The sequence below is a fragment of the Bacteroidia bacterium genome, from assembly GCA_037045145.1.
Classification (GTDB): Bacteria; Bacteroidota; Bacteroidia; order AKYH767-A; family OLB10; genus OLB10.
In genome coordinates this window covers 1,353,026-1,372,614 of the sequence record JBAOIA010000011.1, presented here as the reverse complement: position 1 = coordinate 1,372,614, position 19,589 = coordinate 1,353,026, and the positions used below count along the sequence as shown (strand labels likewise).

14 protein-coding genes and 1 tRNA gene are annotated in these 19,589 nt (G+C 37.1%); 7 read left to right on the top strand and 8 right to left on the bottom strand.

The window, feature by feature from the left end; translation table 11 throughout:
• From mltG to V9G42_06950, 3 genes are all read right to left on the bottom strand, one after another.
• Positions 1-1,029, bottom strand: a complete 1,029-nt coding sequence (mltG, locus tag V9G42_06960; protein MEI2759160.1) for an endolytic transglycosylase MltG — start codon at positions 1,027-1,029, stop codon at positions 1-3.
• Positions 1,030-2,991 (bottom strand): tetratricopeptide repeat protein, encoded by a 1,962-nt coding sequence (locus V9G42_06955; protein ID MEI2759159.1) that lies wholly within the window; start codon positions 2,989-2,991, stop codon positions 1,030-1,032.
• Positions 2,992-3,118: 127 nt separating this feature from the next.
• The gene (locus V9G42_06950; GenBank protein MEI2759158.1) at positions 3,119-3,637 is read right to left on the bottom strand and encodes a putative metal-dependent hydrolase; all 519 of its coding nucleotides are present in this window, start codon (positions 3,635-3,637) and stop codon (positions 3,119-3,121) included.
• A 148-nt stretch (positions 3,638-3,785) separates the two neighbouring features.
• On the opposite strand from V9G42_06950, the gene lepA reads away from it, so the two are divergent.
• Positions 3,786-5,573 carry a translation elongation factor 4 gene (gene lepA, locus V9G42_06945; protein ID MEI2759157.1) on the top strand — a complete coding sequence of 596 codons (1,788 nt, stop codon included), beginning with the start codon at positions 3,786-3,788 and terminating at the stop codon, positions 5,571-5,573.
• Positions 5,574-5,629: 56 nt separating this feature from the next.
• On the opposite strand, the gene V9G42_06940 is transcribed toward lepA, so the two are convergent.
• From V9G42_06940 to sucC, 3 genes are read right to left on the bottom strand one after another with little or no spacing between them, the layout of a single operon-like run.
• A complete protein-coding gene (locus V9G42_06940) occupies positions 5,630-6,289 on the bottom strand; it encodes a sterol desaturase family protein (GenBank protein ID MEI2759156.1) in 660 nt (219 codons plus the stop codon).
• Positions 6,290-6,308: 19 nt separating this feature from the next.
• Entirely contained in the window at positions 6,309-7,202 is an 894-nt protein-coding gene (gene speB, locus V9G42_06935) for an agmatinase (GenBank protein MEI2759155.1), read from the bottom strand.
• A gap of 6 nt (positions 7,203-7,208) precedes the next feature.
• On the bottom strand, positions 7,209-8,399 hold the full coding sequence (sucC, locus tag V9G42_06930) for an ADP-forming succinate--CoA ligase subunit beta (protein ID MEI2759154.1): 1,191 nt from the start codon (positions 8,397-8,399) through the stop codon (positions 7,209-7,211).
• A gap of 352 nt (positions 8,400-8,751) precedes the next feature.
• Between sucC and V9G42_06925 the strand changes: the two genes are divergently transcribed.
• The 5 genes from V9G42_06925 to V9G42_06905 all read left to right on the top strand — a co-directional run bounded on the left by V9G42_06925 (position 8,752) and on the right by V9G42_06905 (position 16,429).
• On the top strand, positions 8,752-13,305 hold the full coding sequence (locus V9G42_06925) for a T9SS type A sorting domain-containing protein (GenBank protein ID MEI2759153.1): 4,554 nt from the start codon (positions 8,752-8,754) through the stop codon (positions 13,303-13,305).
• A gap of 122 nt (positions 13,306-13,427) precedes the next feature.
• Positions 13,428-13,501: transfer RNA gene (locus V9G42_06920), tRNA-Ala, on the top strand.
• Positions 13,502-13,616: 115 nt separating this feature from the next.
• A complete protein-coding gene (gene lipA / locus V9G42_06915) occupies positions 13,617-14,489 on the top strand; it encodes a lipoyl synthase (protein ID MEI2759152.1) in 873 nt (290 codons plus the stop codon).
• A 12-nt stretch (positions 14,490-14,501) separates the two neighbouring features.
• Positions 14,502-15,494 (top strand): type I glyceraldehyde-3-phosphate dehydrogenase, encoded by a 993-nt coding sequence (gene gap, locus V9G42_06910; GenBank protein ID MEI2759151.1) that lies wholly within the window; start codon positions 14,502-14,504, stop codon positions 15,492-15,494.
• A 29-nt stretch (positions 15,495-15,523) separates the two neighbouring features.
• Positions 15,524-16,429, top strand: a complete 906-nt coding sequence (locus tag V9G42_06905) for an arginine deiminase-related protein (protein MEI2759150.1) — start codon at positions 15,524-15,526, stop codon at positions 16,427-16,429.
• Here V9G42_06905 and V9G42_06900 read toward each other — a convergent pair.
• Complete coding sequence (locus V9G42_06900; GenBank protein MEI2759149.1) at positions 16,426-18,270, bottom strand: DUF3413 domain-containing protein; 1,845 nt, start codon at positions 18,268-18,270, stop codon at positions 16,426-16,428. The two genes, V9G42_06905 and V9G42_06900, sit on opposite strands and share 4 nt — an antisense overlap.
• Before the next feature lie 9 nt (positions 18,271-18,279).
• Complete coding sequence (locus V9G42_06895; GenBank protein MEI2759148.1) at positions 18,280-19,032, bottom strand: UDP-2,3-diacylglucosamine diphosphatase; 753 nt, start codon at positions 19,030-19,032, stop codon at positions 18,280-18,282.
• 189 nt (positions 19,033-19,221) lie between these two features.
• Here V9G42_06895 and V9G42_06890 point away from each other — a divergent pair, with 189 nt between their 5' ends.
• The gene (locus V9G42_06890; protein ID MEI2759147.1) at positions 19,222-19,587 is read left to right on the top strand and encodes a hypothetical protein; all 366 of its coding nucleotides are present in this window, start codon (positions 19,222-19,224) and stop codon (positions 19,585-19,587) included.
• Positions 19,588-19,589: the final 2 nt, after the last annotated feature.

Here is a 19,589-nt window from a genome sequence, read left to right as displayed (position 1 = left end):
TTATTTTTTAATGTTACGTCTGTTTAGTTCTGCCTGATAGCGTTTGGCATTGAGCAAGTGCGTATTATAGTCTTTTGCAAATGCATGAAAGCCACTCATATCTTCGCGAGCACAGAAATACATAAACTGATGATTCTCTGCATTGAGAACTGCATCAATACTTGAAATATCCGGTAAGCAAATTGGCCCTGGTGGCAGTCCGAAATATTTATAAGTGTTGTAAGGCGAATCAATGGTTTTATATTCATTCAGCACGCGTTTAATCGAAAAATCACCAATGGCATAAACCAACGTAGGGTCTGCTTCAAGCTTCCAGCTTTGCCTGAGTCTGTTCAGATAAACTCCTGCCACACGTGGTTTCTCGGCATCTTGCTTTGTCTCTGACTGCACAATAGAGGCCAATATGCTAACCTGCACAGGAGTCAGCTCTTGTTGATGTGCTTTCTGTCTGCGAGCATTTGTCCAAAAATTATCATACTCCTTTTTCATTCTATTAAAAAAAACTATTGCTGAAGTATTCCAATACATTTCATACGTGTTGGGTATAAACAGGCATAAAACATTTTCACTATTCAGTGCTTCTTCTTTTAACAGAAGGCTATCATTGAGCATAGCTGCAATTTGTGCGCTGTCTGCTTCAATTTGTTTGCAAATACGACTTGCGAGATCTGCCTTGGTTCTGATATTATTGAAAGTGAGCTTTATGGGAACCTGTTTTCCTGAGCGCAGCAACTGCAACAACTGCCTGTTGTTCATATTGTCAGTAATCTCATAGCGGCCGGGTATTATGCGTTCTGTATAGTTCATTTTTTTTGCAAGCCACGTGAAAGATTCTGTATTGATTAAAATATGTTGTTCTGACAGGCTAGAAACCACCTGATTAAAATTACTTCCTGTTCTGATATATAAATAAGTCTTATTGTCTTTAAGCTTTACATTGGGAGAAAATATCTTCTGATATAAAATATATGCAGTTACAGCACCTATCAGTAGCAGTAAAGTTAAAATTAAAAAAAGTATTTTTTTCATTTATGTTGATTTCAACCGGTTTAATAATTGCATCGCCTCCTTACTCTTGGGATTGATTTTTAAGATACGCTGCACAAATTTAATAGCCTCATCATTTCTATTCAAAAAATGCATTAACCCTGCCATATTCATTAAAGCTGGCTCATAATCCGGATTGAGCGCCAATGCACTGCTATAATAAGTCAATGCCTGTTGAGGATCATTCTTTTCGGAGAGAAAAATAAATCCAAGATTCGTTAGAGCCGAAACATGTTTTGGATATTCTTTTAAAATAAACTCATATATTTTTTGTGCCTCTTTAACATTACCTGAAATAGAAAGTGCAGTAGCATATTTATTCAAAATATCCAGATGATATGGTGCCAACTCTGCCGCCCGATTATAAAAAGCCAATGCTGCTTTAATATCTCCCATTGCCTGAAAAGATGCTCCAATCCGATATGCAGTCCATGCATGTGTATTTGAATACGATTTATTGTTCAGTAATTTCAACACGTCTGGCATTGCCGAAGTAAGTGAAACAACTTTTGAAAAATCATTTTTCAGAAAATATATCTGAACCAACTCATTAAAGTTTTCCTTGAGAGAAACATTTCCTGCATCAGAAAAACAGTTCAGTGCAGAATCGAGCACACTGGAATCATAACCATACCGCTCAAAATAAGCTATAAAAGCTCTTCCCCTGCTCTGCTTGTCGGCAGCAGGATTGTTGACACAATAAATTCCTTTAAACACTTTAGACTCACTCTTCTTGATATCTTTTGACGGGATACTAATTTTATGGTCGTGAATGCTTACGTGTGGAATATCTGATGTGCCGGAAAATGTCATGTGGCAACTAATGCAGTTATCTTTTGATTTTGCTCTAACGGTCAATTTCTCTGTACATAAACTATTCTCTGTATGATGACAGTTTTTGCATACTGCATTGAAATGGTTGTCATCTGTTTGTCGAACACTGACATGCGGATTGTGGCAGGTTATACATGTTAATGCATTCTTTCCCGGTCTTAACTCTGCCGACTGATGATTAGCATGACTCCCGGTTGCAGTTTCTATATAGCATCTGCTTTGTTTAAGTCTTTCGGCATGTGATGCCATGATATGTGCATTACCATTACCCTCATAAACCGGAACAAAAACATTCATCACATCACTTAGTTTCATGCCCGGCTTAAAATCAAAAAACGACTTGTTGTTGTTCAACACTGCATTGCCTTGCAAATGACAACGCATGCAAACATCAAACTGCAGGTCAATAGACAATTTAGCGGGATTCACTATAGAAAAATCTATTGCTTTAGCGGTATCAACCAAAATACCGGCCTGCTTTTGCAGCACATGATATTCGCCCGGGCCATGACAGCGTTCGCAATTGATGCCGTTTTCTATTTTCTTGTATTTATTTTCTGAACCCAAAACAAAATCAGGATAGCTGTTATGACAACTCATACACTCCAAACCAATGATGCGCGAAAACCGTGTGTTATTGCCATCTTCAAAACCTGGCGGCAAATGCCACTCGCCCTTCTGTGTATAAAAAGTTGCAGGTGCCTGATTCAAATAACCATTGGTGCTGACAATATGTGAATTTGTATGTTGACCCGAACCAATAATAAAATTGATTACTTCATTATGTTTATAGATGGTATCGCCATTTTCAAGTCTGAATTCAAGTAAGTTCAGTGAATCGTTATGCCAGTATGGAAGGTAATAGAAATTTTTATGCTTATCGAAAATAACTTCATGATTAAATTTTGCAGATGTTTTTTGCCTGGAGGCAACATCAAATGATTTACCCATGCCTGTTTGCATAAATGAATTATAAATATCGGCATGGCACGATCTGCAGGTTTCTTTTCCTACATATTTCACTGTATCATTTAAACCGGCATAAGACGAAAGTAATGGAAGTATTTGTTTTTGTTGCGTAGTACAAAAATTCAACAATATTACTATCATTAAAAGAATGAAAAAAGAAATAAGTTTTTGTATCATAAATACAAACCAAAATCAAAAATCATACGTCAGGTAAAAATTGAAGTGTCAAATAAAAAACAAAAAACATCTGTAATCAGCCATTATCAAATTATTTATCAGCAATAATTTTTAAGTGTGCCAGATGATGATTTCCATGCCATGCATAAAGCCCAACTGCACCTTTCAAGCTATGTGTTTTTTGTTGCACCGGATGATAAAATGTTTTGGCAAAATCTTTTTCTGTCATGTTGCAGATAAGGCTCGACCATCTTTGATGCAATGCATGAAGGATCTGAATAGAAATTATCGGGGCGGACTGCATCACATCAGGAAGGTTTGCCCATGCCTTTTCATTATAAGCTTTTATAGTAGGATTATCTTCAGTCAATGCCCATTTAAAACGGATAAAGCAATTCATGTGGCTATCTGCTAAATGATGCACCACCTGTAATGCTGTCCAACCATCGGGTCTGTAGGTTTGCGACCATTGATTTGCTTTAAAACCATCCGTCAGTTGTTGCACCTTGGCAGGTAAGCTTTCAATATCATTTTTCCAGTTTTCAAACTGTGCATCTGTAATATTTTCGGGTAATTGAAATTTTCCAATCGGATATTGAAGTTCTTCCATAATTTTTCTGATTTTAAATGTGAAATAGCAATATTTAATATTCAGGCAAAAGTCTGAAAATAGAAGCATCTTTCAATTGTAAAATTCTGTCTTTCCAACTTAAAAAAACCATTGTATGAAGGCTTAAAAAAGCTATTTTTGCCGCCCAATGGAAAATATCAGAAATTTTTGCATCATTGCCCATATTGATCATGGCAAAAGCACTCTTGCAGACCGTCTGCTTGAATATACCAATACTGTAAGCAAGCAACAGATGCAGGCACAAGTGCTTGATGATATGGATCTGGAACGCGAACGGGGCATTACCATAAAGAGTCATGCCATTCAAATGGACTATACTTTAGATGGAAAAAAATATGTATTTAATCTGATAGACACACCCGGCCACGTTGACTTTTCGTATGAAGTATCAAGAAGTATTGCCGCCTGCGAGGGTGCATTGTTAATTGTTGATGCTGCACAGGGTATTCAGGCACAAACTATCAGCAATCTTTATCTGGCACTTGAACATGACCTGACTATTATTCCGGTTTTAAATAAAATTGACCTTCCAAGCGCAGAGCCCGAGTTGGTGAAAGACCAGATAGTAGATTTGTTGGGTTGCAGACGCGAAGAGATAATGGCTGCCAGTGGAAAAACAGGTATGGGCGTTCATGATATTTTAAGTGAGATTGTTCATCGTATTCCTGCACCAAAAGGTAATCCAAAAGCCCCTCTTAAAGCATTAATTTTTGACTCTGTTTTTAATTCGTTTCGCGGCATTATTGCTTACTTTAAAGTTGTTGAAGGCGAAATGAAATCGGGCGATAAAGTAAAATTTGTTGCTACAAACAGTAATTATATTGCAGAAGAAATAGGTATTCTGAAACTTGATAAGATACCGGCAAAAACAATTGGAACAGGCAATGTTGGCTATATCATTACAGGAATAAAAGATGCCAAAGAAGTAAAAGTGGGTGACACCATTACTACTTTAGAAAACCCATGTACAGAAGCCATTTCAGGATTTGAAGATGTAAAGCCCATGGTATTTGCCGGAATATATCCTGTGGATACAGAAGACTATGAAGAGCTACGCTCCTCAATGGAAAAACTGCAACTTAATGATGCTTCGTTGGTGTTTGAGCCCGAATCGTCAGCGGCACTTGGCTTTGGTTTCAGATGTGGATTTTTAGGAATGCTACACATGGAAATCATTCAGGAAAGATTGGAACGCGAGTTTAATATGACGGTGATAACAACCGTGCCAAACGTTTCGTACGTATCTTATCTTACCAATGGCGATGTGTATGAAATACACAACCCGAGTGATTTTCCCGATCCCAGTAAAATGGATCACATTGAAGAGCCATATATAAAAGCGCAGATTATTACCAAAGCAGAATATATTGGCGCCATCATGACACTCTGCATTAATAAACGTGGTGTCATTATTGGTCAAAATTACCTGACTACCGATCGTGTGGAGCTAATTTTTGAAATGCCATTGGCAGAGATTGTTTTTGATTTTTATGATAAACTAAAATCTGTTTCCAAAGGGTATGCTTCGTTCGACTACCATCCTATTGGATATAAAACAAGTGACTTGGTGAAACTCGACATCAGGCTTAACGGAGAACCTGTTGACGCACTGTCTGCTCTTATCCACCGCGATCATTCTTATACATTTGGTAAAAAGATTTGCGAAAAATTAAAGGAGCTGATTACACGCCAGCAATTCGAAATTATTATTCAGGCAAGTATAGGTGCTAAAATAATTGCCCGCGAAACGGTGAAAGCCATTCGCAAAGATGTAACTGCCAAATGCTATGGTGGTGATATTTCGCGTAAACGAAAACTTCTGGAAAAACAGAAAGAAGGAAAAAAACGTATGCGTCAGGTAGGCAGTGTTGAGATACCACAAAGTGCATTTATGGCCGTCTTGAAATTAGATTAATTTTTTATTAGCAATTGTATTTAAAAACTTTCAACTATTGATTTGCTTTACTGCGGTCAAGAGGAATAATCAGGAAGTTTTTCTTTATCCCCTTTCTGAATACTCTTTTTATCGGGCATTGTTCCAAAAATATAATCCCACATAGGGTTTGAAACACTGAAAGCAGAGCTATCAGAACGGTAGTGATGGAGGCTATGATGCTTCCATAGTATGCTTAAGAAATTATGCGGCTGCCTGTAACGATGCACTGCATAATGAATGATAAGATAGATTGAATATCCACTGACAAATCCTGAAAATAATGCGATACCATAATTTCCAAACAACCATTTGTACAACAAAAAAAACAACGCTGCCAGTGTAAGCGACATTAACGGTGGCATAGCTAAGCGGTCTTTATCTTTAGGATAGTGATGATGCACACCATGAATTTTATATTTCAGCTCATGTTGCCTTGGAGTATTTGCTTTGAAATGAAAAACAAAACGGTGAATCAGATATTCTACCAACGTGAATATAAATACGCCTGTAACAAATAACCCTATTATTGTTAAAATATGAATACTCAGACTGAAATAGCAATAGACGGAGGTTACCATTCCAATGACTAAATATAAAACCACCGGAAAATAAAAAGTTGTACGTGTCAGTCTTTCAAGTAATCTGTTCTGAAATAATGTGGCAGAACCTTTGTTTGATATTTCCCTGTTCTCCATACACTATAGTTTTAATAATCTACTCTCTCCTTGCAGCCTCTATATAGCCTATTATTCTGTAAGCAAGTTTTGCTAATGTATATTCAGACAAAATGTTTCCCTTAATGGGTGCACATTCAACAATATCAAAGCCTATAATGTTTTTCTCTGACGCTGTTTTCTTAAGTAACTCTAAAGTTTCATTCCAAAATAAACCATTCGGTTCTGCAGTTCCAACAGCAGGTATTACAGATGGATCAAAACCATCTGCATCAATAGTCACATAAACGTTTTCGCTTAAATCTTTAACAGCTTTATCAATCCATTTAACATCTTTTCTGATTTGATGTGCATAATAAGTATGCAGTCGCTTTGACTTCTTTATCAACTGTGCTTCTTCAATACACTGCGCTCTGATACCAGCCTGAACAATGTTTAAACCCAAATCATAGATTCTTTTCAAGACACTGGCATGAGAATAAATGTTGTTGTGATAAGATTCACGCAAATCACTATGAGCATCTATCTGAAGCACTGAAACGTTTTTAAATTTTTGAATATGTGCTTTCACAAATCCTAAAGTAACAGTGTGTTCGGCACCGAGAGAAACCACAAACTTATTGTCGTTAAGCAAGGCAAGCGTTTCCTTCTCAATATAGTCAACGGCCTTTTTATTGGTTTTATTTTTAAAATCAAGTGCTTTTAGTGTTGCTATACCACACGTTTTATAAGTTTCTGCATCTAACTCTTCGTCATATAATTCAACATACTGCGAAGCTTTTACTATTGCAGAAGGTCCATTTTTGGAGCCTGCCAGATAGGAGCTTGTGTATTCATAAGGCACTTGCTGAATCACATATTTTGAAGATGCGTAGTTGTAATACTTTTCATCTTCAATACCCAAAAAATTATGTTTGGTTGAAAGGGCTTTCATATTTACTTATCCAAGCTTTTCTTTTACTAACTGTGCAGCTTCTTTTAATAAAATTGCAGAGAATACTTTTAGTCCTGACTGATCTATTATCTTTTTTGCTTCTTCGGCATTAGTACCCTGCAAACGAACAATAATGGGAACAGGAATCTGCCCTATATTATTATAAGCGTCAACAATTCCCTGAGCAACTCTGTCGCATCTGACAATACCACCAAAAATATTTATCAATATAGCTTTTACATTTGGGTCTTTTAGAATTATGCGAAATGCCTGTTCAACACGAGCTGCATTGGCCGTTCCGCCAATATCCAGGAAGTTGGCCGGTTCGCCACCTGCTAATTTTATGATATCCATAGTTGCCATGGCAAGACCTGCACCATTGACCATGCACCCCACGTTACCTTCTAACTTCACATAATTCAAATCATGTTCGCTGGCCTCAACTTCTGTTGGGTCTTCTTCTGACTTATCGCGCATGGCAGCATAGTCGGCATGTCGGAACAAAGCATTTTCATCAAGATTAACTTTGGCGTCAACAGCAATAATTTTATTGTCAGAGGTTTTTAAAACCGGATTAATTTCAAACAGCGATGCATCGCAACTTTCATAAGCTCTGTACAGAGCGCTCACAAACTTTACCATTTCTTTATAGGCATTACCACTCAAGCCAAGGTTGAATGCAATTTTTCTTACTTGAAAAGGTTGCAGCCCTATGGAAGGATCAATTTCTTCTTTAAAAATTTTTTCGGGAGTTTTTGCTGCCACCTCTTCAATATCCATACCTCCTTCTGTGGAATACATGATGATGTTTTTACCGGCCTGACGATTTAATAAAACACTCATATAAAACTCAGCTGTTTTTGACTCGCCCGGATAATAAACATCCTGTGCAATCAACACCTTATGAACTTTTTTACCCTGTGGACCGGTTTGTGGCGTTACCAACTGCATACCAATAATTGAATTGGCTTTTTCTTTTACCTCATCAATTGATTTGGCAAGCTTTACGCCTCCACCCTTGCCACGGCCACCTGCATGTATTTGCGCTTTGACTACCCAAAAATTTGTTCCTGTTTGATTTTGAAGTTCTTTAGCTGCAGCTACTGCCTGTTCGGCTGTTTCAGCTACAATTCCTTCCTGAATGGCTACACCAAAAGATTTTAAAATGGATTTACCCTGATATTCGTGAATGTTCATATGAAAATTTTCACAAAAATAAACTTAAACATCAAAATGACGTCTTGTTGTCAAAGAAAAAATAAACTTGAGGAATCAGCCGTTATAGTTGCTGACTAAAAAGTAGATGAAAATAGCAATCAGGATTATGCATAACCCTAACTCCTGAAGATAGCTCAAGTCTTTCCAAATAAAATTATCATCTGGTCGCTTCATCCCGGAATTAATTAAACCGTAAAGAAACAAATTAATATTGATTTTACAAAATATTACACTAATTTGAAAAAATTACAAAAAGTCAATTTGCATGTAATTCTATTTTTATACTTTTGAATCGTATAAAATCTCAAAAATTCCTTAAAATCAAAAAGTAATGAAAAGACTGTTTACAACACTAAGTCTTGGATTAGCAAGTTTGGTAGGCTTTGCCCAATCGAACTGTTATTTCTCTGAAGACATGGAAACAATTGACTCGGTTACATCAACTCCCGCAAATGCATGGGTTCAAAACACACGCATTAGTGTGTCGGGTGTAGCCTGTGATTCTGCACAGGTACTAAATGGTACCGATGCTATTCTTGAAACCGGTCCTATAGACTTAAGCGGTTTCTTCTTTGTAAGTGTAACCTTCCAGCACATTTGCCGGATTGACTTTTTTGACTGGGCCAATCCAGAAGTATCAATTGACGGTGGGCTAACTTGGACTACTCTTACACCTGCAGAGTTTGACTCTACATTGGTTGACTATCCTGCTTATGTTGGTCAAGGATACTTCTCGTCTGCAACAACTTTAGATTGGGATCCGGGAGTGCCGGCAACTGTACCTACTAACAGCATGTGGCACCTGGCGCGTTTTAACCTCTCTCAATGGGGTGGTGTATCTGATTTCAGATTACGTTTTAGACTTTCCGATGTAAATGGTGGTGGTGCCGGTGGTTATCCGGGATGGTTTATTGATGATATCTGTATTCAGGCTGCTGTTTGTGAGTTGGATCCTCCTGTTATAGCATTTAATAGTGGCTACCCACAGGGAACTGTATATAACCTTGGACCTTATACTATCAACTCACACATAACCGATGCTTCGGGTATATTGAGCGCTACTTTAACATATACAATAAATAATGGAACTCCCGTAAGTGTACCAATGACTGACATGGGTAATAATGATTACTCAGGAGTCATTCCGGCTGTTAATGATGGTGACACAATTTGTTATTCTATAACAGGCGTTGATGCATCCGGATGTGCCAATTCGGCTGTATTTCCAACCTCCGGCTGTATAACTTTTGTAGCTTCTCAAGGTATTACCTTCCCCTTCTGTGACAATTTCGATTTGCAAAACTTATGGACAGACTCGGTTGGCACAGCAGGTTCAACACCTTGGCAAAGAGGACAATCGACAATTTGGCCGGGCTCTGCACATTCTGCGCCAAATATTTGGGAGGTTGGTTTAGACCAACAATATACTAGCAGTTGTCTTTCTTATTTATATTCACCTACATTCTCATTCTTAGGTGTATTTAATGCGCAAATTGAGTTTTGGATTAATTCAAATTGTGAAAATGCATGGGATGGTGCCAGGTTAGAATATACAACAGACAATGGCATTACATGGTCAGTACTTGGTACTAATATCTGCTCTTTCCCTACTTGTCTTAACTGGTATAATGATAATCAATTAAACTCAAGTCAAACTTATGCATGGACAGGGTCAAGTCAGGTTATTTCCGGTACTGCTGGCTGGTTTAAAGCAATGCATAAATTGAGTATTCTGGATAATCAGACCAGTGTGATATTCCGATTTGTATTTAATTCTGATGCATCAGTGCAATTAGACGGATTTGCAATTGATGATGTGTGTATATTCGTTCCACCACCACAAGATGCAGGTGTGCAAATTATATCACAACCACCTGTTCAGGCACCTGCCGGACTGTGTATTCCTGTAGAAGTTACTATTACCAACTTTGGCAGTCAGCCAATTACTTCAACCCCGGTTACCTACACAACAAGTACCGGTGTAACACAAACAGCAACATGGACAGGCAACCTTGCTCCTGGTGGCTCAACAGTATTCACCATTACACCTTGTTTACCTATTCCATCAGGGCCATTTACCATTTGCGCTTATACATCCTTACCAAATGATGGACTACCATATAACGATACTACTTGTATGAGCAGCACCGGTATTCCTGTTCTCACATTAACTTCTTGCGATGACTTTGAGAGTGGTAACGTAGGTTGGCTATCAACACCTACAGGTGGCTCCAATGAATGGCAATTAGGAACACCGGCTTTTGGTGCAACTACAGGCGCCTATTCAGGAGTAAATGCATGGGATATCAATCTTAATACCGGATATGTACAAAATGAAATTGATACTTTATTTACACCTATTTATGATATTACAGGTTTGTCAAACAGTAACCTGACTATGTCTTTCTTCAGTAATTACAGTACTGCAAATACAGATGGTTTTTGGGTAGAATATACAATTGATGGTACAAACTGGAGTATTTTAGGTACTATGGGAGATCCAAATGCCTCAAACTGGTACACTACAGCAAACCTTGACTTTACTCAGAAACCTGCATTTAATAACAGTTCAAGCGGCTGGAAAAAATCAACTTACTTCCTGAATAATCTACTTGTAACTGCTCCAACAACAATTCGATTCCGTTTTGTTTTCTATGCAACTACTTTTGGAACAGGAGGTGTGGGCGTATCTCTTGACAACTTCTGTGTTTCTATTCCATGTTCGCCTGATGCAGGTGTAACAGCTGTGGTTTCATATAATGCATCATTAGGTAACACCTTGATGCAAGGCACCCCAGATTCTGTTCAGGTTACAATACATAACTATGGAACAGCAGCATTGACAAGCTTAAATGTTACCTATGCAATTAACGGAACACCTGTATTACCTCCTTATACATGGAACGGCAATCTTGCTCCTAATGGCAATGCTACATTTATTATACCGACTACATACACCACACCGGGTGGGCAATATACAATAACAGCCTGGACAGACCTGTCCGGTGACTGTAATTCAGCCAATGATACCTTAGTGGGTAATGCCGTTGGTGTACCGGTGATAGCTGTTGACTTTAACAATTCCTATTGTGATGATTTTGAAAATGGAAACATTGGCTGGTCAACACAAAATTTGAGTACCACTCCGGGCTCTGACTGGCAGTTTGGAACTCCTACTTTTGGTACTACTAACTCTGCTTACAGTGGTGTAAACTGTTGGGATATTAACCTCAACAGTGTTTATGGTGCAAATGCCAACTCTCAACTTTATACTCCAATATTTGATTTAACTAATGCAGTTGATGCTACCCTTAGCTTTTGGCAAAATGTAGCATCAGAAAGCAATTGGGATGGTGCCCGTATGGAATACCGCATTGGTAATGGTGCCTGGACAATTTTAGGTACACCATGTGATACAATTACTATGGGTCAGTTCAACTGGTATAATGACAACCAACTAAATTCAAGTCAGCAATATGCTTGGACACAAGGTAATGCTTTGTGTGCTTTACCAACAGGATGGATACGCAGTATGCGTAAACTTGATCCGATATTCAACAACCAGCCAATGGTTCAGTTCCGTTATATCTTTAATTCAGATGGCTCTGTTCAGACAAATGGTTATTCGATAGACGATTTCTGTTTAACAGTTCCTGTTCCATTAACAGTTACTCCTGTTGCTGTTTCAACTGCAAATCCAGGCCCTCCATTTATCTTCCCTGGACAGAGTATGCCATTTAAATCAAAGATTTACAATGATGGTACTTCTGCTGTAAACAACTTTGTAACTACATTAAGAGTTGATGGAAATATTATCTCTAACGATACCGTTACCTTAGCAACTCCATTAAATCCAAACACCAACATAAATTATACTTATGTTAACGGATGGATTGCCTCTCCAGGTTTCCACAATGTGTGTGTTTCTACTTATTATCCAAATCAATCGGCCGACTTAAAACCAATTGGTGATACCATTTGCTATTCTGTTCAGGTGTTTGACTCTGCTACTGTTGGTGCCGGTGCAACTTCAAAGTGTTATGATTTTGAAAGTGGCTACCGTTGGGTAACATTAAATGCAACCTCTTATTCAACAAATTCCAGCTGGGATTTAGGAACTTCTGTTAAGTTAGGTGGTAATCATAGTCCTGTAAATTCATGGTTTACAAGTCTTGCAGGTCAATATCCAAATCGTGACACTTCTGCATTGTATTCACCTGTATTTACTTTAACAGGTGGATTAACATATAACATCAATTTCTGGCACAGTTTCAAGACAGAAAGAAATGAAGATGGTGGAACATTTGAATATTCAACAAACCTGGGCGCTACATGGAATCAGTTAGGTGATGATCATGACCCAAACTGGATGAATACTTATAACATCACAGCATTAGGACCTGTTCCTCCTGTACATCCGGGCTGGTCAGGCAACAGCGGTGGCTGGGGTCAGGCAGGACATGATATTTGTTTAACTAATGCAGGACCTCAACAAGTTATCTTCAGATGGAGATTTAACTCTGACTTCAGCGTTCGTGATGAAGGTTGGGCAATAGATGATGTTTGTTTGGAAGTTAAAAGCCCGATTACATTATGTACAACCGGTTTGACAGATTTGAACAATGCGTTTGATATGATTCAGAATACACCAAATCCATTTAGTGATTATTCTGTAATAACATTCAACTTATCTGACAACGGAAGCACACAACTTGACATTGTTGATGTTACAGGTAAAGTTCTAATGACACCTGTTAACTCTAATCTTTCTGCAGGCACTTACAATGTTACCGTAAACGCAGAAAATCTGGCAAGTGGTGTTTATTTCTATGTATTAAAGCACAACGACCGTCAATTGGTTAAAAAGATGGTTATTGCTAAATAAACTCTTTAAAGTTTAAAAAAGAGGCTGGCTCAAAAGGACAGCCTCTTTTTTTTTCTATCATCACACACGGTAATTTTATTTTTTTATTTCTTTGCAGCCCATTCAACCAACATCAATTATCAGGGGATGTAGCTCAGTTGGCTAGAGCGCTTGCATGGCATGCAAGAGGTCGTGGGTTCGAGTCCCATCTTCTCCACACTAATAAAAAATCCCGCATTTAGCGGGATTTTTTATTTCCTCAAATGATAATTACGCATTAAAGTTAATCATGTTCAAACTATCGCAGCCAATGATTTGTTTAGTTTTGCATTATGGAAGAACAAGCTAAAGAGCGTTTATATAAGAAGCCGGAATGGTTAAAAGTAAAACTACCTATTGGCGAAGAGTACAGAAAAGTTAGAGGCATTGTTGACAACAACAAACTACACACTATATGTGAAAGTGGAAATTGTCCTAATATGGGTGAATGTTGGGGAGCAGGCACAGCAACCTTTATGATTCTTGGAAACATCTGTACGCGTTCTTGCAAATTTTGTGCTGTTGCAACGGGAAAACCTTTAGCTGTTGATAAAACGGAACCGCAACGAATTGCAGAGTCAGTTAAACTAATGAAAGTAAAACATTGTGTCATTACCAGCGTTGATCGTGATGATTTAAAAGATGGCGGCTCTGAGATTTGGGCCGAAACCATTAGAAAGGTCAGAGAAATTTCGCAAGGTACTACAATGGAAACCTTGGTTCCGGATTTTGCAGGAAAATGGGAAAACCTGGAGCGTGTAATGCAAGAAAAACCTGAAATCATGTCGCACAATTTGGAGACAGTAAGAAGGCTTACAAAAGAAGTACGTGTTCAGGCAAAATATGACAGAAGCCTTGAGGCTTTGAAACGTATCAATGCTTTTGGACTAAGAACGAAATCTGGCGTGATGTTAGGTTTAGGTGAAACACGTGAAGAGGTTTTGGAAACAATGAATGACTTATACCAAAATGGAGTTCATATTTTAACCTTAGGTCAATATCTTCAACCTACCAAAGAACATTTACCAATAGCAGAGTTTGTTAACCCTGCTGTTTTCAAAGAATACAAACAAATTGGCCTTGATATGGGTTTTAAATATGTTGAAAGCGGTCCGTTGGTACGTTCCAGCTATCATGCAGAAAAACATTTGACTTTTGATGTTTAATTAAAATAAATTATGACACGTGTTGCAATTAATGGCTTTGGAAGAATTGGCCGAACAGTATTAAAAAAATTTCTTCTGAATAAAAACTTAATTGTTGTTGGTATCAATGATTTAACAGATCCAAAAACATTGGCTCATTTATTTAAATACGATAGTATTCATGGCAAGTTTGACGGAACAGTTTCTTCAGCAGAAAAAGCCATCATCATCAACAATCAAACAATCCCTGTTTATGCAGAAAAAGATCCTGCCATGTTACCCTGGAAAGAACTTCAGGTTGATGTTGTAATTGAATCTACAGGTCGTTTTACCAAAGCAGAATTAGCAGAAGCACATATTAAAGCAGGAGCACGCAAGGTAATAATATCAGCACCCGGGTCAGGAAATTTAAAATCTGTTGTGCTGGGTGTAAATGAAAATATTCTAGACGGGAATGAGAAAATAATTTCCAATGCAAGTTGTACTACAAACAATGCCGCGCCAATGATTAAAATACTTCAGGACAACTGGGGTGTAGAAAGTGCTTACATTACTACAGTACATGCTTATACAGGAGATCAAAACATACACGATGCTCCACATAAAGATTTAAGAAGGGCACGCGCTGCAGCACAATCTATTATTCCCACAACAACCGGTGCTGCTAAGGCTGTGACTGAGATTTTTCCTGACCTTAAAGGTATGATTGGTGGTGCAGGTATCAGAGTACCTGTTATTGATGGTTCCATAACAGACATCACTTGCATTCTTAAAAAAGATGCCACTGTTGAAGCCATAAATCAAAAATTCCTAGAAGCTTCGCAAGGAAGTATGAAAGGCATTATTGAATACACCACCGACCCAATTGTTTCTGTTGACATTATTGGCAATACACATTCATGTATTTTTGATTCAATGTTAACTTCTGTACTTGGAAAAATGGTTAAAGTTGTAGGCTGGTATGATAATGAAATGGGATACAGCACACGCCTTGCTGAACTGACAGCATTGGTTGGCAAAAAATAAACAACATGCCCTTTGCATCAACTGTTCTTATGATAAGGCCAACTTCCTTTGGTTTTAACATAGAAACAAGCAGAGACAATGCCTTTCAACAACAAAATATCCATTTAAGCAGTCGGGAAATACAACTTGAAGCTGAAAAGGAAAGTCGCTCATTATTGGAAAAGTTAATTGACAACAACGTCAATGTGATTTACGCCTATGAGAACTGCGACAATGCCTCACCAGATGCTGTGTTTCCAAACAATTGGTTTAGTACACATAACAATAACATTATTGTGCTATATCCAATGCTTGCTGCAAATAGAAGAAAAGAAAAAAGCGATAGATTAATTAACTATATAAAGAACACATTTCAAATTAAAGAAATCATTGATTTGTCTCCCTTCGAAAACGAAAATAAATTTTTAGAGGGAACAGGCAGCTTGGTGTTTGATCATAAAAACAAAATTTGTTTTGCTTCAATTTCAGAGAGAACAACATCTGAGTTGTCCAATAATATCAACAAAAAGTTAGGCTATAAAACAACCTTTCTGAATTACGCTGATGAAAACGACAAGCCTGTTTACCACACTAATGTTTGCATGTGCATTGGAAATGGCTTTGCTATAGCAGCAATCAACAATCTGAAGTCAAAATCAGAGCGGACAGCTCTATTTGAATATTTTGAAGCTAATAAATTAGAACCTGTACTTATTTCACCAAAACAAGTACATTCTTTTTGTGGTAATGCTTTGCAACTTCAAACTACAACAAGCAGACCTTTGCTTGCCATGTCAAATACTGCTTTTAATTCCTTTACTGCCGAACAAATAAAAACCATTGAAAAACATTCCGACATTCTGCATACTGAAATTGGCACAATTGAAAAAATTGGTGGTGGCAGTGTACGTTGTATGCTGGCAGAAATATTTTTTCAACCAGCATGGCAGCGTTAATGTGGTTTATAGTAACGCTGCAAGTCCAAAACACAATCATTAAGCATCTTGGCATCAGGCTTAGTGTCCAATTCATCTAAATGCATATCCGTAACGGTCATGGAACCATTAAAATTCACTGTATTAATCAGATTTTTTTGTAAGTCAATAAACGCAAAATGCTCCTTACTTCCTGCAACAAATACTCGTTGACTTGTTGTGTCAAATAGATTTTTGCCGAAAGAATAATCAGATAATGGATTTCTGCATTTCAATATATCTTGCATTAATGTAGGCACTAAATCATAATGAGATGTGAACCGGTTAATCACTTCAGCCGCTTTTCCGGGCCATGAAATTATACAAGGAACCTGAAGTTGATATTTGGAAAAGTTACTGGTATGACCCCAATAGTTTTTCTTATTTTCATTAAACTCCTGACCATGATCAGATGTAATTACCACAATTGTATTCTCCAACAATTTCTTCTCTTCAAGTTTAGATAACACTTGTTGTATCAAAGAATCACAAAACCAAACAGTGTTTTTATAACTATTGTAAAATGGAACCGGATTAAAATCATTGTTCAATACCGTATGATCCACATTTTCCCAATAGGGTTTAAAAGGATGAGGCAACCAGTATGGCAGATTATAATTGTGTGGCGAGTCATAAAACAAAAAACCGAAAAATGGTTTTTGAGAAGTAGATGTACTCATCCACTGAATAAATTCTTTAGTTATATTTTCATCACGTTCTGTAAAATTTTTTCCAGTTGTGTGTGTACGCAAGTTGTTGATTTTAGAAAAAACAGTCTTATCAAATTCAGGACTTACCAAAGCTGCACTGGCAAAAATCTTCATTTCATAATTTCTTTTCTGCAATTCATCCAAAAACACTGGGCTAATTCTGTTAATCAGAAAATCTTCCCAATATAATGATGGTATGCCATAAAACATTGAAAAAATTCCGCCACGTGTACCATTACTTCCACTATAGTGTCGGTTAAATAAGATTTTACCTTGTGAGAAACGATAAATATTAGGAGTTATTTCTTTACTAAAAGTTTCAAACTGCCAGGCATCCATTAAAACAAATAATATATTAGGATACTTAGTTACCGTATCGAAGGTTAGTGGTTTTAAAGGATATTGAATTGCCTTATCTTGCCCACCTTGCAATTTTTCCCAATCATGTTTTTGATTGTTCTCTGCAACACCAAGTGTGCTTAGAAGTTTGTTGGCACGCAGTGGAAAATACAATGGGAAATAAAGTGATGATTGTTGAATTGAGCGATAAGAAGTTGCATATGCCCAGGCATGAAGTAGATGGCTGCCAATTAACAGCGCTAATAATAAACAGGCAATTTGTTTTCCACCTTTCAATTTATCGCCTTCAAACAAGTTCCAGATAATTCGTGCAATAAGATAAATAATACCGGTTAATAGAACCACAAAAAAAGCAACCTTCAAATAAATTAATAAATCAAAAACAAAGATTTCGGAAAAAGCTCCTCCAAAAACCATATCCAAAACAAACCCATTGATATGAAAACGATAAAGGTCATAGACAAAAGTGTCTAAAATGAGTACTAACAAGGAAATTGATCCAATAGTGGTAGCGTACCCAATTAAAACTTGCTTATTCTTAAAAAGTAACGCTACAGGAACAAACAGAAAACCATAAATCAAAAATGACAAGGCTGAAAAATGACTAAGTAAAGTTGCAGCCAAATACACTATTGTTAACCAATCGCCTCCCGTTGATACATACTTCAAATAACGAAATGATACACTAATTGCAAGAATTGAAATAGCCAAAAAGAACCATGCACCAAATTTTAAAGCATTAAACTTTTTCATAAAAAACACTTATGCTTCAAATTTCTTTAATGAAAGTTTACTTCCATCCCATTCTGCATAAGTAAAATAAGAAAGCCAGTCACCTAAATTAATATAGTGGCTACTCTCAATCTGTTTATCTATGGGCAGGTGCCTATGGCCAAAAATGTAATAATCAAAATGCTTTGTTTTTTCAGTTTCAATAATATACTGAACCAAATATTCTTTATCGTCACCTAAATATTTTGCATCATGATGACCGGTATGTTGTCTGCTCTTACGACTCCAGAAGTTAGCTAATGAAATTCCAAAATTAGGGTGGAGACGGGCGAACAACCATTGACAAAATTTATTAGCAAATACTTTTTTAATGAATTTATACCCATGATCACCAGGGCCCAAACCATCACCATGTCCTATTAAAAATTTTCTGTTATCAAAATTAAATTCTTCCGGCTGACGATAAAGTTTAATGCCCAATTCTTTTGGTAAATAATCAAACATCCACATATCGTGATTACCTGTAAACAGATAGATTGGTATTCCTTTGTCGGCTATTTCTGCTAATTTTCCTAAAATTCTTACATATCCTTTTGGCACAACGTGGCGGTATTCAAACCAAAAATCAAATACATCTCCAAGTATAAAAAGTATTGAAACATCAGCCTTAATTGTTTCTAACCATTGACAGATTTTGCGCTCTCTGATTAAACTCTCTTCACTTGTTGGTGCTCCGAGGTGAAAGTCACTTATAAAATAAATTTTTTTACCTGTGTTGCTCAAGTTTTAAAAATAATTTGCTGCTAATTTCTGTAATAAATATCAAACTACAAGGCAAATTGCTTAAATGATTATAAAACGGTCCACTTTAATCCTAAAACATTACACTTCTTACAAAAGTAATCATGCTGACCTAACTATAACCTTTTGGAGCACTTGGGCGTATATAAGCACTGTTAAATTCAATTTAATATGAAAAAACTTGTTTACATTATCATGATTCTTCTGCTGTCGAAGAGTGCATTTTGTCAGGAGAATGTTTCACCACAGAAGCTCAAAGACTTTGTATTTGCAGTGCCACAATTAGACTTAGTTAAGCAACTGCCTGATTTCAAACAAAGTTTAAAACAAATAAAAGGCTTGGAATTTCATGGTTTTTGCGAAAGCCAGCATTTATTGATGGTGCGCATGCCTGAAAATGCAACCGATTCTTTTTATGACCTGATGGATAAAATGCAGTTTATGATTATGGAAAAGAAACAAGCATCTTTTCAGTTGGCAGAGCAGGCATGTAATGCAAAAGAAGAAATATTATACAGTAAATCCATAAATCAATAAAT

Coding starts and splice junctions, on each gene's coding strand:
- mltG (MEI2759160.1), bottom strand. CDS start 1,029: ATGAAAAAAATACTTTTTTTAATTTTAACTTTACTGCTACTGATAGGT.
- V9G42_06955 (MEI2759159.1), bottom strand. CDS start 2,991: ATGATAGTAATATTGTTGAATTTTTGTACTACGCAACAAAAACAAATA.
- V9G42_06950 (MEI2759158.1), bottom strand. CDS start 3,637: ATGGAAGAACTTCAATATCCGATTGGAAAATTTCAATTACCCGAAAAT.
- lepA (MEI2759157.1), top strand. CDS start 3,786: ATGGAAAATATCAGAAATTTTTGCATCATTGCCCATATTGATCATGGC.
- V9G42_06940 (MEI2759156.1), bottom strand. CDS start 6,289: ATGGAGAACAGGGAAATATCAAACAAAGGTTCTGCCACATTATTTCAG.
- speB (MEI2759155.1), bottom strand. CDS start 7,202: ATGAAAGCCCTTTCAACCAAACATAATTTTTTGGGTATTGAAGATGAA.
- sucC (MEI2759154.1), bottom strand. CDS start 8,399: ATGAACATTCACGAATATCAGGGTAAATCCATTTTAAAATCTTTTGGT.
- V9G42_06925 (MEI2759153.1), top strand. CDS start 8,752: ATGAAAAGACTGTTTACAACACTAAGTCTTGGATTAGCAAGTTTGGTA.
- lipA (MEI2759152.1), top strand. CDS start 13,617: ATGGAAGAACAAGCTAAAGAGCGTTTATATAAGAAGCCGGAATGGTTA.
- gap (MEI2759151.1), top strand. CDS start 14,502: ATGACACGTGTTGCAATTAATGGCTTTGGAAGAATTGGCCGAACAGTA.
- V9G42_06905 (MEI2759150.1), top strand. CDS start 15,524: ATGATAAGGCCAACTTCCTTTGGTTTTAACATAGAAACAAGCAGAGAC.
- V9G42_06900 (MEI2759149.1), bottom strand. CDS start 18,270: ATGAAAAAGTTTAATGCTTTAAAATTTGGTGCATGGTTCTTTTTGGCT.
- V9G42_06890 (MEI2759147.1), top strand. CDS start 19,222: ATGAAAAAACTTGTTTACATTATCATGATTCTTCTGCTGTCGAAGAGT.